A 14,870-nucleotide genomic window follows, 5' to 3' on the forward strand; every position below is an offset into this window, starting at 1 on the left:
TATATAATATATCAAAAATATTCTAAACTTACGCGAAAAAGTTGTTCAACATCACGAACACACTCAGCAAGAGAAAAAATCACTATTCTATCACCAGACAAAATACGCGTATCTGCCGAAAGCTGTATTATTGTCTTATTGCGATAAATTGCACCAATTCTCAAACCATCTGATAAATTGAGCTCTGATAATGACTTACCAACTAATGAAGATGTTTGCATCACTTCAGCTTCAATAATTTCTGCTCGTCCATTAAAAACTGAATGAACAGAACGAATACGCCCACGGCGCATTTGTTGCAAAATTCTCGATATTGTAACGCTATGGGGATTAAGATATGCATCCACACCAACAGCACGACTAAATTCTTGATAGGCAACATTATTAATCAATACCATATTGGCTTTGCAGCCCAATCTTTTAGCAATAATAGCGCTTAAGAGATTAACCTGATCTTGATTGGTCAATGTAATCATTAAATCAGACTGATCAATTCCCGCATCTTGAAGAATCACTGGATCTAACACGTTACCGTATAAAACTGTCGTTTTTTCAAGCTGATCAGCAATTGTGAGAGCTCTTTCTCTATGCGATTCTATAATCTTCAATTTTAATTTATGGAAACGCTTTTCAATAGCCTGTGCAACATAAAGGCCAATATGACCACCCCCTGCAATAATCATGCGGTGTGCATCTTGTTCTTTATGACCAAAAAGCCCAACAGCACGACGCATCTGTTCACGAGCAACAACAAGATAGGTTATATCACCAACGCGTAATTGCGTTTCTGAATGTGCAACCAATAATTCCGCGCCACGTTTAATAGCGGTAACCGTCGTATGAAGATCTGGAAAAAGCTCTGTTAATTGACGCAAAGGTGTATTAATAACTGGACAATCTTCCATGCATTCCAAGGCTAGTGCAACAATATCATCATTACAAAAATAAAGAACATCTATTGCACCAGGTAAAGCAATACGGCGCAAAACCATTTCCCCAACTTCAACTTCTGGCGAAATAACCACATCAATGGGAATATTCTCTCTGGAAAAAAGCGTCTTATAACGTGGTTCTAAATAAGATTGTGAGCGAATACGAGCAATTTTTGTGGGCACATTAAATAATGAATGTGCCACTTGGCAAGCTACCATATTGACTTCATCAAACAAAGTGACAGCAATCAACATATCTGCTTTGTCTGCATCTGCTGCCAAAAGAACTTCTGGCCGTGAGCCGTGACCAACAAAACCTCTCACATCCAATGTATCGCGAATCTTTTCAATTAATCTCGTTTCAATATCAATAACAGTAACATCGTGATTTTCAGCAGCAAGACGCTCTGCTATCCCATAACCAACCTGTCCTGCTCCACAAATAATAACACGCATCGCTTAAGAAACTCCAAGCGCTTTAAGTTTACGGTGCAAAGCTGAACGCTCCATGCCTATAAATTCAGCAGTACGTGATATATTTCCACCAAAACGCCCAATCTGCGCCACTAAATATCTCTTTTCAAACAATTCTCGAGCTTCACGTAACGGCAAATCCATAATACTTTCATCTGAATCCATTTGAAGGCGTGGCAAAGAATCACTTACTTCACTGGGAAGAAAGTCTGCTGTTATAGGACCATCACCATCCCGCACAAGAATAAGAAGACGCTCAATATTATTACGTAATTGCCGTACATTCCCCGGCCAAGCGTGTGTTTGCAAAATAGCAATCACATCATCACTGATTGCACGTGGTTTAATCCCAACCTGCTGTGATATTGTTTTTACAAAATGATGGACAAGTTCTGGAATATCTTCACGACGTGCTGAAAGCGGCGGAACAACAATAGGAACAACGGAAAGACGGTGGAAAAGATCCTCCCTAAAGCGCCCATCAGAAATGAGGTTTTCAAGATTTTGCGCTGTCGAAGAAATGATACGGACATCCACCTTAACACGTTTTGTGCCGCCAATTCTCTCAAATGTTTGCCCCGTTAAAACCCGAAGAATCTTTCCTTGAGTCTCACGTGGCATATCAGCAACTTCATCAAGATATAAGATACCGCCATGAGCTTCCTCTAAGGCACCGATTTTACGCTCTCTTCCCTCCATTTCGCTGCCAAACAGCTCTATTTCCATTCTTTCGGGAGTAATCGTTGCTGCATTTATTGTAACAAATGGCCCATTTGAACGCGTTGAGAGCGCATGAATAGTTCGTGCAACAGTCTCTTTTCCTGCCCCTGAAGGACCTGTTATCATAATGCGACTATTGGTTGGTGCTACTTTTTCTATAATTTGACGCAAATTTTTTATAACTGTCGATTTTCCGAGCAACTCTAATGGCTCGTTCGAACGCTTGCGCAATTCTAAAAGCTCACGTTTTAAACTTGAATTTTCAAGTGTTCTTTCTGCAACCAATACAAGCCGATCAGCTTTAAAAGGTTTTTCAATGAAATCATATGCCCCTCGCTTTATCGCGGAAACAGCCGTCTCAATATTACCATGACCAGAGATCATAACGACCGGAAGAGCCGGATATTGTGTTTTAATTTCATCAAGCAGTGCTAAACCATCGAGACGACTACCCTGTAGCCAAATATCCAAAAAAATGAGCTTTGGAATACGCTCACTAATTTGAGCCAATGCTTCATCAGAGTTACAAGCAACACGCGTTTCATAACCTTCATCATCTAAAATACCAGCAACAAGCTCACGAATATCTGCTTCATCATCAACAATCAAGATATCTGATACCATACTATTCCCCTATCTTATGATTTATGGCTTGTATAATATTACCTTGCTTACCCCCATCCGCCGGAAATATCAAACGGATCATCGCACCACGACCTTCATAAAAACTCTCCGGTGCATCATGAAGCTCCATGAAACCACCGTGATCTTCAATAACTTTGCGCACAATGGCTAACCCAAGCCCTGTTCCTTTTTCCCGCGTTGTTATATAGGGTTCTAATAACTTTTGTCTTTGCTCTTTAGGAAGTCCTTTCCCGTTATCAACAACATCCACAACTACCCATTCTTCCTGACGATAAGAACGGACAAGAATATGACCGTGAATATTTTCCTCTCGCATAACTGAATCTATGGATTCGCTCGCGTTTTTGATAACATTGCAAAAAGCCTGTACAATGAGACGGTTATCAAATGCCCCCATAAGTGGTAGAGTTCCTAAATCTTGCTCAAAATGAATATCATGTCGCGTCACTTCTATCAAGAAACATGCTTCTCGCAACAATTCTCGTATATCTAAAATATGCATTTTCGGTTTGGGCATACGTGCAAAAGAAGAAAACTCATCAACCATACGTCCAATATCTCCAACCTGCCGAATAATTGTGTCAATACACCGCTCAAAAACCTCTCTATCTTGTGTAATAGCTTTGTTATAACGTTTACGAATGCGTTCAGCGGATAACTGAATAGGTGTAAGAGGATTTTTAATTTCGTGCGCAATACGCCGCGCAATATCCGCCCACGCCGCTGTACGTTGCGCGGCAACAAGGTCTGTAATATCATCAATTGTTAGAACCCAAGATTGCCCCTGTCCATCATCCTCCTCCATCGTAACTTGGACATTACAGACACGCTCTTTTCCTGCAACGTTTAAAGTGACCTGTTCACGATGATTTTTACGATCTAATGAACGCACAAACTGAAAAACCTGCCAAATTTCAGCGCTTAAAGATAAAAGACTTTGTCCAACAACGTGCTCAGAGCGAATATCAAACATCGCTTCAATAGACCGATTGATAATGGTGATATCACCATTATCATCTATCCCCGCTACTCCCGCTGTTACACCCGATAACACTGCTTCAGAAAAACGCCGTCTTTCATCAATTTGATCACGCACTGCAATCAACTCATTACGCCGACTTTTCAATTCATTGACCATATAATTAAAAGTTTTGGATAATTGCCCAATATCTCCATCTTTTGCTCGTACTGGCACGAAAATTTCCATATTTCCAGAAGCAACATCATCGGCAGCACTAATAAGAAGACGAATAGGACGAACTAAGCGATCAGCAACAGCAATAGCAGCCCAAATAGCTGATAAGAATAAACTAAAAAAAAGACACAAATAAAGCATACCAAATGCAATCTGTGTCAGCAGGCGATTTTCATTTAAATCACGATAACGATCTGTATTAACTTCTGTCAAACGCAAAGCAGATAAAACACCTTTATCAACGTCACGCACCAAATATAAAAATGTGTTTGGAATGTTGGTAAATTTTAAAATAATACCAAAATAATCATGAACGCCTGGTTGAAAAGAAAAAGGTCTCGCACTGGTTGCACGTTCAATAAGATGAGAAGGAGGAATTGGCAGTTTATCTTCATCACCAAGAGCACTCGAGACAAAAATAGCGCCGCTAGAACTTAACAAAAATGCACCACGCAAATTGCGTCCTATAGCATGACGTGTCAATTGCATCTTATATTCAGCTGGATTACGTTCTAAGAGTTTTTTGTTATCAAGTGCAAGTGCCATCGCGTAGGATAAATTTTTTAAATTTTGAAGCATTTCATCTGCATAAGCATTTGCTAAATCAATAGAAGAGCCCACAATTTGGCGCGTTGTTGTATCAAACCATCGATCAAGTCCCAAATTTAGTGCTGGACCCGATACAAGAGCTACAGCAACAGCTGGCATTGTCGCAACAAGTGCAAACAATGAAATAAGGCGCACATGAAGACGCGATCCTGCACGCCTTGAACGCCAAGCACGAATGATCGGAATCATCTCATAAAAAACGATGACAATAAGCCCTAAAACCCAAAAACTATTAATCCCTATAAGAATAAGGGTTACTGTTCTACTGGGAACAACAGGAGTTAATCCAATAAGAATAATAAACGAAACAGAGGCCGTAAGTAAAGCCAATACAATAATTGTAATCCCTAAAAAAATATATACCTTACTTAAACGATACAACTCATCGTTATAAGTATTTTTATCTATGTCTTGAAGATTCGTCACAGATGTTATATTCGTCATGAGCTTACATACCCTTATCCCATTATTCTCATATAACCTTTTGTAGCAAAAATTGACAATACTAATACTACATTTAAAATAGGGCAAATACAGTCAATGAGAAAGAACTTCTACATTTTGCAAAATATCTTTAAAATAAACTGCGTTCGACGATACTTTACGAAGGAAATGAGATGCGATTAACAAAACAAACAAATTATGCTCTTCGAATGCTCATGTATTGTGCAGATAATCAGGGAACTCTCTGTCGTGTTCCAGAAATTGCTAAAGCATATGCCGTTTCAGAACTTTTTTTATTTAAAATACTTCAGCTGCTTGTTCAAGCAGGTTTCATACAAACAGTGCGTGGACGCAATGGTGGAGTTAAATTGGCTAAACCTGCAGCAGAGATTTCAGTCGCTGATGTTGTAAAAGTAACAGAGGATAACTTTTCCCTAGCAGAATGTTTCGATACAGCAGAACCGACTTGCCCATTGATAGATTTTTGTGGTTTAAATACCGCACTTCAAAAAGCATTAAATGCTTTTTTTGAGGTGTTATCAGTGATATCTTTGGCTGATCTACAACGCCCCCCCTTTCAAAATCATTTTAAAATTAATGATAAAAGAGTAAACTAGGATTATAATATAAGGAGATTAAGTATTTCTATTGCAGCAATAATATTAGCCGCTGGACGCGGAGAAAGAGCAGAATCTCCACAAAAAATTCCAAAACAATATCGGCTTCTAGGACAAAAGCCGATCATTTATCATACCGTGCATTGTTTTTTGCAGCATCCAGCCATCACAACGATCATCCTCGTTATTCATCCAGAAGATCGTCAAATCTGTGAACAAGCTATTGGCGATTTTAAAGAGCGCCTTATTATCGTTGAAGGAGGTAATACTCGTCAAATTTCTACTTTACATGGACTTCAAGCTCTCAGAAAATTTCATCCAAAATATGTGCATATTCATGATGGTGCACGCCCCTTTATCGATAACAAACTCTTGGATAACATTCATACTACCGTTACTCCTCAAGAAGGTGTTCTTCCTGTTCTGCCCATCTCTGATACCCTTAAACGTATAAATAATCAGCATGTTTTAGAAACAATTCCCCGTACCCATCTTTATAGTGCACAAACTCCACAGTGTTTTCCCTTTGAACATATCTTAGCGGCCCATCAACAAGCAAAGAAATCTTGCAAACAAGAATTCACTGACGATTCTGCAATTGCCGAATGGTTTGGAATTCCTATGCTTACTGTTCTAGGTGACCCTCATAATATAAAAATTACATGGCATGAAGATTTTAATACTGCACATTTATATCTCCAAAAGAAAATGCAAATATTTCCTGATATTCGCACCGGCAATGGTTATGATGTTCATTCTTTTGAGGATGGAGATTTTCTTATATTATGTGGTATAAAAATCCCTTTTCATAAAAAATTAAATGGACACTCCGATGCGGATGTTGCTCTTCATGCATTAACAGATGCCCTTCTTGCAACTCAAGGTGCTGGAGATATCGGTACACATTTTCCTCCTTCTGATCCTCGATGGAAAAATGTATCATCAGAAATTTTTCTTCGTCATGCTCTTGGTATTCTAAAAAAAGCAGGTGGTCGTATCGCCAATGTTGATATCACAATTATCGCTGAAAATCCTAAAATTGGTCCCTATCGTCATGCCATGACAGAAAATCTTATGACAATACTTGCAATGACACCTGATCGAATCTCTATTAAAGCAACAACAAATGAAAAGCTCGGATTTATTGGTCGTGGTGAAGGAATTGCTGCTCTTGCAACAGTAAGCGTTCTTTATCCAGGAGAAATTCCCCAATGACATATTTTTGTGAAAAACAAGCACATGAAGTCCTTAATACCTTTCGTCAAAAAGGTTTGCTGTTAACAACTGTAGAGTCTTGTACAGGAGGGCTCATTGCTGCAAGCCTCACAAATATTGCAGGATCGTCAGATGTTCTCGATTGTGGATTTGTTGTTTATTCAAATGAATCCAAAACACGCCTTGTTGGCGTTTGTGCTGAACTTATAAAAACCTATGGTGCCGTTTCAAAAGAAGTTGCTCTTGCAATGGCTGAAGGTGGATTAAAACATTCACAAGCTGACATTGCAGTTTCTGTAACAGGAATTGCTGGTCCAGGAGGCGCAAGTCTCAATAAACCTATAGGACTTGTGCATTGCGCAGTTGCTTACAAAAATCACTCTCCCCAGCACAAAGAAATGCACTTTGCTCATCTTGAGCGCAATGCTATCCGCTATGCAACTGTTGAAAATGCTTTTAAAATGATTCTGGAAGTGCTTCACTGAATTCCCTACACCAATTTCAAAACTCTCTATTCCAAATTGAGTCTATAATCGTCAATCTTTTGAAAAAAATATCTTATTGTATCATAACTTGGATATATTGAATTAATCAAATTTATTCACTTGCACGCCACAAGAGAAAAAACTGTATAAATAAAATAATTAAAGAAAGGGACACTCGTACCTCTCTCAAGTGCTATGAGCTGGCGCAATATCTTGAGAGATGGCAAATAAATGGTGCAGGCTGACTTCTTCATAAGTGTACAGATGTGGATTTTATATACTTTTACGAAGGATCTATACTATTTATTATGAGCACTATTATGAAATGGGTATGACGCAAGCATGTTCTATTTGGGCGTTTTGTTTAACGAATGTGCATCCATTAAAAAAGAGAGAAACAAAAGCGTGAAGCTGTGCATCATCTTCATCATTAAAAATGATATTCCTTCAATACGATTTTGAAAGCTGAATTAAAAACAAATAGTAAAGATGGAAACCAGTTTTCACCTTCACGCTGTTATAAGCAATACGTATTGTTAAAAAACAACAGAATAGATTATGTTGCTTCCGAGCCGTAAATCTGATGCGCACGCTTCTCAAAAGCCTCGGTAAATTTACGAAACGCAATATCAAACATTGAGCCCATCACTAATCCAAGCGTTTTACTTTTAAATTCATAATCAATAAAAAACTCTACATTACATGCATTGGTATTTTCAATATCATGAAAGGCCCAACGATTTTCAAGATATTTGAATGGACCATCAATATATTTAACTTCTATCAGACTTTTTTCCCGCTGAAGAAATACTTGAGTCGTAAAAGTTTCACGAATAATTTTATAACCAACGGTCATATCCGCAAGAAGCAATATTTTTTTTCCATATTCTTTTCGAGAACGTATTATTAAAGACTCACACATTGGTAAAAATTCAGGATAACGCTCAATATCTGAAACCAGATCAAACATTTCACTGGCACTATGGGTGATCTGCCGATGTATTGTAAAAATCGGCATAATTATCTCTGTAAGGAAAATTTTTCATCACGCGCTTTTTGCAAAATGGCAAAATCATCTCCAGCATGATGAGATGAACGCGTCAGAGGATTGGAAGCCATATGTAAAAATCCTTTTACTTTACCAATCTTGGCAAAAGACTCAAATTCTTCAGGAGGCACAAAACGAACAACTGGATGATGTTTTCGTGTAGGCTGCAAATATTGTCCAATTGTCATAAAGTCAACATCAGCAGCGCGCAAATCATCCATCAATTGCAAAATCTCATTTCGCTCCTCCCCAAGGCCAACCATAATTCCCGATTTTGTAAAAATTGTTGGATCAAGTTCTTTAACGCGTTGTAATAAACGAATTGAATGAAAATAACGCGCCCCTGGACGGACCTTCAAATATTTAGAAGGAACTGTTTCTAAGTTATGATTAAAAACATCAGGCTTAGCAGCAACAACAACTTCTAAAGCGCCATCCTTATGACGAAAATCAGGTGTAAGAACTTCAATTGTTGTTTTAGGAGTTTTTTGACGAATCGCATAAATAACTTTTGCAAAATGCTCAGCACCACCATCAACAAGATCATCACGATCAACAGATGTAATGACAACATGTTTTAATTCCATCCGTGCAACAGCATCAGCTACACGTTCTGGCTCATTATCATCAACAGCAAGCGGAATACCTGTTGCAACGTTACAAAAAGCACAAGCACGCGTACATATTTCACCTAAAATCATAAAGCTAGCATGCCTCTGGCTCCAACATTCGCCAATATTAGGACAACCAGCTTCTTCACATACAGTCACTAACTTATGCGTACGTACAATACCATGTGTTTCCTTATAAATTGGTGATGTTGGCGCTTTTACACGAATCCAATCTGGCTTTTTTTGAACGCTTGTATCAGGACGATGTGCCTTTTCAGGATGACGCAAACGTCTATTTGTAACTCTATCAACAACCGTAACCATTTAAGCCTTTGCCTTATAAATACGAAGTAACAATCAAAAATATAAAATTTTTCATACAATCCAATCATCAAGCGTTTAAAACTTGACCATAAGCATCCAATACACTTTCTTTCATCATTTCCGATAAGGTCGGATGTGGAAAGACAGTATGCATTAATTCTTCTTCTGTTGTTTCAAGATTCATAGCAATAACAAAACCCTGTATCAATTCTGTTACCTCAACCCCTACCATATGGGCCCCGAGAAGCTGTCCTGTTTTTTTATCAAAAATCGTTTTTACTAACCCCTGATCTTCACCCAAAGCAATCGCCTTACCATTCGCAGCAAAAGAATAACGACCAATACGTATATCATAACCTGCTTCTTTTGCAGCCGCTTCTGAAAGCCCTACAGAGGCAACCTGTGGTGTACAATATGTACACCCTGGAATTTTTCTTTTATCAAGCGGATGAGCACTCTTCAAACCTGCAAGATGCTCAATACATATCACACCTTCTTCTTCTGCTTTATGGGCCAACATAGGAGGACCTGCTACATCACCGATAGCATAAATACCCGCAACACCTGTCCAACTCCACTCATCGGTTACAATACACCCACGATCGGTCTTTATTCCCAAAGATTCTAACCCAAGATTCTCAATATTACCCTGCACCCCAACAGCGGAAATCAACCGCTCAACAGTCATTGTCTCTATTTTACCTTGGACATCAATATGTACACTTACAGAATCGGAAGATTTTTCAACCTTTGTTACTTTTGCTTGGCGAAGAATACGTAAACCTTTTTTCTCTAATTGTTTACAAGCAAATGTTGAAATTTCAATATCTTCAGCAGGCATGATATGGGGCATCATCTCAACAACAGTTACTGTCGCCCCCATATCATGATAAAAAGAAGCAAATTCAATGCCTATAGCCCCTGATCCTATGACCAAAAGCGATTTTGGCATTGCGGGCGGTATCATAGCTTCAAAATAAGTCCAAATAAGTTTTCCATCTGGCTCAATACCAGGAAGGACACGAGGACGTGCACCCGTTGCAATAATAATATGCTTTGCTTGATAAGTTCCCTCCCCTAATGTCCCCTTAGGGATTGGATTTTGCGGTTGCATAGCCGGTTTGGAGGATGAAGAAACCATAATTTCTGCCGGCTGGCTTCCTTTCGCTTCTTTAGTAAGCTTTGCTTCACCCCAGATAATATCAATTTTATTTTTTTTCATTAAAAAACCAACACCAGCATTTAAACGTGCTGAAACGCCACGTGAACGTGCCACAACATCTTTGATATTTGCCTCAATTGAACCATTAATTTTTAATCCATAATCTTTTGCATGTTCAGCAAAATGTTTCATTTCCGCTGAACGTAAAAGAGCCTTTGTTGGAATACATCCCCAATTTAAACAAATCCCTCCCAAATGTTCACGTTCAACAATCGCAGTCTTAAAGCCACATTGTGCTGCACGAATTGCGGTCACATATCCTCCTGGACCTGATCCAATCACAATTACATCATAAAGATTTGCCACAGTAATTCCTCCATGGATATATATAAAACGGATATGCATTTTTTGAACTTAAGACTGCAAAACAACATGACAGAATTATCTTATGTCTTTTGCCTAAAGCTTCAGGTAAATGCTTTACCCAAACCAGAAATAGCAATAACATTGCTCTCCGAACTCTTTGAATTTGTTTTTACTCTCTTAACACACTCTCTCACAATTTACGTGAAGAACTGTATAAACAGTTCAAACCAACATTGCTAATGGATTTTCAATCATCTTCTTAAAAGTCTGTGCAAGCTCTGCTGCTAAAGCACCATCGACAGCACGATGATCAGCAGAAAGTGTAACTGACATAACTGTCGCAACCGCCAATGCACCATTTTTAACAACGGCGCGCTGCTCTCCTGTACCAATCGCAAAAATCGTCGCATGCGGTGGATTAAGGATAGCAGAAAAACTTTTCACACCATACATCCCCATATTGGATACAGCTGTTGTTCCGCCCTGATATTCTTCCATTTTTAACTTGCCCTCACGCGCACGCGTTGCAAAATCCTTCATTTCTTTGGAAATAAGCGATAACGGCTTTTCCTCTGCATGGCGAATAATCGGCGTAATCAATCCATTGGGAATAGAAACAGCAACCCCAACATCACAATGTTTATGATGAAGCATTCCGCCTTCAAGCCAAGAGACATTCGCTTCAGGAACCGCTTTCAAAGCAAGTGCGACAGCTTTGATCACCATATCATTAACAGAAAGCTTATAAGCAGGCTGAGTTTCTTCCTGACTTTTAACCATTGGTGCAGCAGTATTCAGTTGTGTACGCAGTGCTAATAGCGCATCAAGTTCACAATCTACCGTTACATAGAAATGTGGGACTTTCTGTTTTGATTCCACCAAACGTGTCGCGATTGTTTTACGCATATTATTATGGGGAGCGAAGCTATATTCATCCTCTTTGAAGAGTTTCAATATCTGTTTGTCCGAAGCACCTGTAGCTGTTAGCTCCCCTATCTGTAATGAATAAGACACTTTAGAAATATCGCTGCTCACAGCTTTTTCTACATCGCGCTTAATAATACGCCCATGCGGACCACTTCCAGAAATAAGGGATAAATCAAGACCTGCCTGAGATGCTAATCGCCGCGCTAAGGGAGAAGCAAAAAGACGAGCTTTCTTTTTATCTTGCTGTATTAATTGCCCAGTTGATGATTCATGAGACATTTTTATTCCCTTTGAGTCCGTCTGTTTCAAAGAATCTGTCTGTTTGATGCTCTCTGGTTCTTGTCTTGTAGAAGAAGAGATTTCTTCTGTAACTTTTGCAGCTTCAGCTAAATCTTCACCTTCTTCTGCTAAAACAACAATTAAAGCATTTACTTTAACGCCTTGTGTTCCAGCAGGAACAACAATTTTAGCAACCCTACCTTCATCAACGGCTTCGACTTCCATTGTCGCTTTATCCGTCTCAATTTCAGCAATAACATCACCAGAGGAAACCTTATCTCCCTCCTTAATATTCCATTTTGTTAAATTTCCCTCTTCCATCGTAGGGGAAAGCGCTGGCATTGTAATTTTAATGGGCATTATGCTTTCCTCCGTTATGCTCTGTATGTCACAGCCTTAACGGCCTCAATAATTTCAGCAGTATTAGGCAAAGCCAACTTTTCAAGATTAGCGGCATAAGGCATCGGAACATCTTTACCAGAAATCGTAGCAATTGGCGCATCAAGATAGTCAAAAGCCTGCTGCATAACACGCGTTGCTATTTCAGTTCCTACGGATGACTGAGGAAATCCCTCTTCAATTGTGACCAAACGACCTGTTTTTTTAACTGAAGAAAGAATTGTTGGAAGATCCATCGGGCGAATGGTTCGTAAATCAATCAATTCAACATCAATACCAAGTTTTTCAATTTCTGGTAACGCTTGAACAGCATAATGCATCCCAATTCCACATGCAACAATTGTCACATCTTGTCCAGACTTATGAATACGTGCCTTACCAATAGGCAAAAGAAAATCATCCAGTTGAGGAACATCAAATTGATGCCCGTACAAAATCTCATTTTCAAGAAAAATAACAGGATTATCATCACGAATAGCCGCTTTCAGCAAACCTTTTGCATCTGCAGCGCTATAAGGCATAACAACTTTCAGACCTGGTATATGACTATACCATGCAGCATAACATTGAGAATGTTGAGCACCAACACGGGCAGCCGCGCCATTGGGACCACGGAAAACCATAGGAGCGGTCATTTGTCCACCAGACATATAACGTGTTTTGGCTGCAGAGTTAATAATTTGATCCATCGCCTGCATCGCAAAATTAAATGTCATAAACTCAACAATGGGACGTAACCCACCAAAAGCAGCCCCGACAGCCAACCCAGCAAAGCCGTGCTCTGTAATGGGGGTATCAATAACTCGGCGTTCTCCGAATTCTTCCAACAAACCTTGACTAACCTTATAGGCGCCTTGATATTGCGCGACTTCTTCCCCCATAAGAAAAACTGTTTCATCACGTCGCATTTCTTCAGCCAAAGCCTGATTAAGCGCTTCACGAACTGTCATTGTAACCATTTGTGTTCCAGCTGGAATATCAAAATCAGGAGGCGTATCAAAAGATGGAGACTGCGGAACTGACGAAGGAAGAGAAAAAGGAGTTTCTTTAGTTTTTTGTGCTGTATCAATAGGTTGCGAAATATCCTCAGCACGCTCACCTTCTTCTAACAAAGTCGCAATAACAGTGTTAACCTTTACGCCTTCTGAACCTTCAGGAATAAAAATTTTACCAAGAGTACCTTCATCAACGGCCTCTACTTCCATTGTCGCCTTATCCGTTTCAATTTCAGCAATAACATCGCCAGAGCTAACCTTATCACCTTCTCTCTTAAGCCATTTAGACAGTTTACCTTCTTCCATGGTTGGCGAAAGCGCCGGCATCAAAATATCAATAGACATACTTGCTTCCCTCGCATCAAACTAAAATATCAGTATAGAGCTCAGAAGCATCTGGCTCTTGATCACTTTGTGCAAAATCTACCGCATCAGCAACAATTGCACGGACCTCTTTCTCAACAGATTTTAAATCGTCTTCGCTCGCCCAATTTTTTTTAAGAATCCGACTTTTTACTTGATCAATCGGATCGTGCTCCTCTTTTATTTTTTGGACTTCTTCCTTGGAACGATATTTTGCTGGATCAGACATGGAATGACCACGATAGCGATAGGTCTGCATATCAAGAATGATCGGTCCTTTACCTGAGCGTGCCCAAGAAATTGCTTCATCAGCAGCTCCTTTTACTGATCGAACATCCATACCGTCAACAACAATACCTGGAATTTCAAAAGAAAGACCACGTCGGGAAAAATCAGTTTCTGCAGATGCACGTGAAACTGATGTTCCCATAGCATACTGATTGTTTTCAATAATATAAACAACGGGAAGCTTCCAAAGTGAAGCCATATTAAAACTCTCGTAAACCTGCCCCTGATTTGCAGCACCATCACCAAAATAAACCAATGTCACATTATCTTTACCAAGATATTGATTCGAAAATGCCAAACCTGAACCAATGGGAACCTGCGCACCAACAATACCATGTCCTCCATAAAAGTTCTTTTCTTTAGAGAACATATGCATCGAGCCACCTTTCCCTTTGGAAAAGCCACCTTGGCGCCCCGTTAATTCTGCCATGACACCACGCGGACTCATCCCAACCGCTAACATATGTCCATGATCACGGTAAGACGTAATAACCTGATCACCTTCTTTTGCCGCTTTCAATGTTCCTATAACAACGGCTTCCTGACCAATATAAAGGTGACAAAATCCCCCAATAAGCCCCATACCATAAAGTTGTCCTGCTTTTTCTTCAAAACGGCGAATTAAAAGCATTTCACGATAAGCATCAATTTCTTCTTCTTTTGTAAAATCTGCTATTGGTGCTTTCTTTGTGGTGCTTGATAATGCAGTGCGCGCCGCCGACGCAGAATTTTTTTTAAGTCGTTCTGCCATATTAAACTCCCTTTTATGATT

General features: G+C 39.4%; 12 protein-coding genes. 3 read left to right on the plus strand and 9 right to left on the minus strand.

Going from position 1 to position 14,870, the window contains the following annotated elements:
• Positions 1-11 precede the first annotated feature (11 nt).
• Genes trkA through ACFIJL_RS01310 form a run of 3 tightly spaced genes read right to left on the minus strand, consistent with a single transcriptional unit; the run spans position 12 to position 5,019 of the window.
• The gene (gene trkA / locus ACFIJL_RS01300) at positions 12-1,388 is read right to left on the minus strand and encodes a Trk system potassium transporter TrkA (protein WP_375622151.1); all 1,377 of its coding nucleotides are present in this window, start codon (positions 1,386-1,388) and stop codon (positions 12-14) included.
• Positions 1,389-1,391: 3 nt separating this feature from the next.
• Entirely contained in the window at positions 1,392-2,750 is a 1,359-nt protein-coding gene (locus tag ACFIJL_RS01305) for a sigma-54-dependent transcriptional regulator (protein WP_375622152.1), read from the minus strand.
• A gap of 1 nt (position 2,751) precedes the next feature.
• Complete coding sequence (locus tag ACFIJL_RS01310; protein ID WP_375622153.1) at positions 2,752-5,019, minus strand: ATP-binding protein; 2,268 nt, start codon at positions 5,017-5,019, stop codon at positions 2,752-2,754.
• Positions 5,020-5,192: 173 nt separating this feature from the next.
• Here ACFIJL_RS01310 and rirA point away from each other — a divergent pair, with 173 nt between their 5' ends.
• The 3 genes from rirA to ACFIJL_RS01325 are packed head-to-tail and all read left to right on the plus strand — an operon-like array spanning position 5,193 to position 7,336.
• Positions 5,193-5,636, plus strand: coding sequence for an iron-responsive transcriptional regulator RirA (rirA, locus tag ACFIJL_RS01315; RefSeq protein ID WP_375622154.1), 444 nt, complete (start codon positions 5,193-5,195; stop codon positions 5,634-5,636).
• A 24-nt stretch (positions 5,637-5,660) separates the two neighbouring features.
• Positions 5,661-6,851: a bifunctional 2-C-methyl-D-erythritol 4-phosphate cytidylyltransferase/2-C-methyl-D-erythritol 2,4-cyclodiphosphate synthase gene (locus tag ACFIJL_RS01320; RefSeq protein ID WP_375622328.1), complete on the plus strand. Its 1,191-nt coding sequence runs from the start codon at positions 5,661-5,663 to the stop codon at positions 6,849-6,851.
• A complete protein-coding gene (locus tag ACFIJL_RS01325; protein ID WP_375622155.1) occupies positions 6,848-7,336 on the plus strand; it encodes a CinA family protein in 489 nt (162 codons plus the stop codon). The genes ACFIJL_RS01320 and ACFIJL_RS01325 overlap by 4 nt, the downstream gene beginning before the upstream one ends.
• Before the next feature lie 556 nt (positions 7,337-7,892).
• Here the strand turns inward: ACFIJL_RS01325 and ACFIJL_RS01330 are convergent.
• The 6 genes from ACFIJL_RS01330 to pdhA all read right to left on the minus strand — a co-directional run bounded on the left by ACFIJL_RS01330 (position 7,893) and on the right by pdhA (position 14,849).
• The gene (locus ACFIJL_RS01330) at positions 7,893-8,354 is read right to left on the minus strand and encodes a type II toxin-antitoxin system RatA family toxin (protein ID WP_375622156.1); all 462 of its coding nucleotides are present in this window, start codon (positions 8,352-8,354) and stop codon (positions 7,893-7,895) included.
• Positions 8,355-8,356: 2 nt separating this feature from the next.
• Positions 8,357-9,319 carry a lipoyl synthase gene (gene lipA / locus ACFIJL_RS01335; protein ID WP_375622157.1) on the minus strand — a complete coding sequence of 321 codons (963 nt, stop codon included), beginning with the start codon at positions 9,317-9,319 and terminating at the stop codon, positions 8,357-8,359.
• A gap of 67 nt (positions 9,320-9,386) precedes the next feature.
• Positions 9,387-10,847 carry a dihydrolipoyl dehydrogenase gene (gene lpdA, locus ACFIJL_RS01340; protein WP_375622158.1) on the minus strand — a complete coding sequence of 487 codons (1,461 nt, stop codon included), beginning with the start codon at positions 10,845-10,847 and terminating at the stop codon, positions 9,387-9,389.
• A gap of 222 nt (positions 10,848-11,069) precedes the next feature.
• Positions 11,070-12,413, minus strand: a complete 1,344-nt coding sequence (locus tag ACFIJL_RS01345) for a pyruvate dehydrogenase complex dihydrolipoamide acetyltransferase (RefSeq protein WP_375622159.1) — start codon at positions 12,411-12,413, stop codon at positions 11,070-11,072.
• A 14-nt stretch (positions 12,414-12,427) separates the two neighbouring features.
• A complete protein-coding gene (locus ACFIJL_RS01350; protein ID WP_375622160.1) occupies positions 12,428-13,792 on the minus strand; it encodes a pyruvate dehydrogenase complex E1 component subunit beta in 1,365 nt (454 codons plus the stop codon).
• 16 nt (positions 13,793-13,808) lie between these two features.
• Positions 13,809-14,849 carry a pyruvate dehydrogenase (acetyl-transferring) E1 component subunit alpha gene (pdhA, locus tag ACFIJL_RS01355; RefSeq protein ID WP_375611269.1) on the minus strand — a complete coding sequence of 347 codons (1,041 nt, stop codon included), beginning with the start codon at positions 14,847-14,849 and terminating at the stop codon, positions 13,809-13,811.
• Between the last annotated feature and the right edge of the window lie 21 nt (positions 14,850-14,870).

It is taken from the genome of Bartonella sp. TT119HLJHH (genome assembly GCF_042193385.1).
Taxonomy (GTDB): domain Bacteria; phylum Pseudomonadota; class Alphaproteobacteria; order Rhizobiales; family Rhizobiaceae; genus Bartonella.